The organism is Candidatus Kosakonia sp. 282A-S69 (assembly GCF_029433855.1).
In the GTDB taxonomy this organism is placed as follows: Bacteria; Pseudomonadota; Gammaproteobacteria; order Enterobacterales; family Enterobacteriaceae; genus Kosakonia; species Kosakonia cowanii_A.
On record NZ_JAROAU010000005.1, the window covers coordinates 98,453 to 98,696 of the forward strand.

Consider the following 244-nt stretch of genomic DNA (forward strand, 5'->3'; position numbering starts at 1 on the left):
CGTGCCCGTCAGCACGACCCCGGAGGTGCCGGCCTTCTGGAGGACCGGCGCGCCGGGGTTGAGCCCCTTCGAGGTGCCGAACACCGTCTTGAAGTTGTCGTCGTGGTCGGCGGAATTGAAGAATCCGGTGAGCGAGGCGCGGCCGGGATAAGCCTCCTGGGTGTAATCGGTCACGCGGCCGATCTCGACCATGGCCACGGCGCCCGAGAGCCGCTCGTAACCCCAATCGTAGCCCGAGAGGACG

General features: G+C 67.6%; 1 protein-coding gene. It reads right to left on the reverse strand.

What is annotated here, in order from left to right; genetic code table 11:
• A partial coding sequence (locus PU683_RS21270; protein ID WP_277174582.1) for a hypothetical protein occupies nucleotides 1–244 on the reverse strand: 244 nt, incomplete at both ends.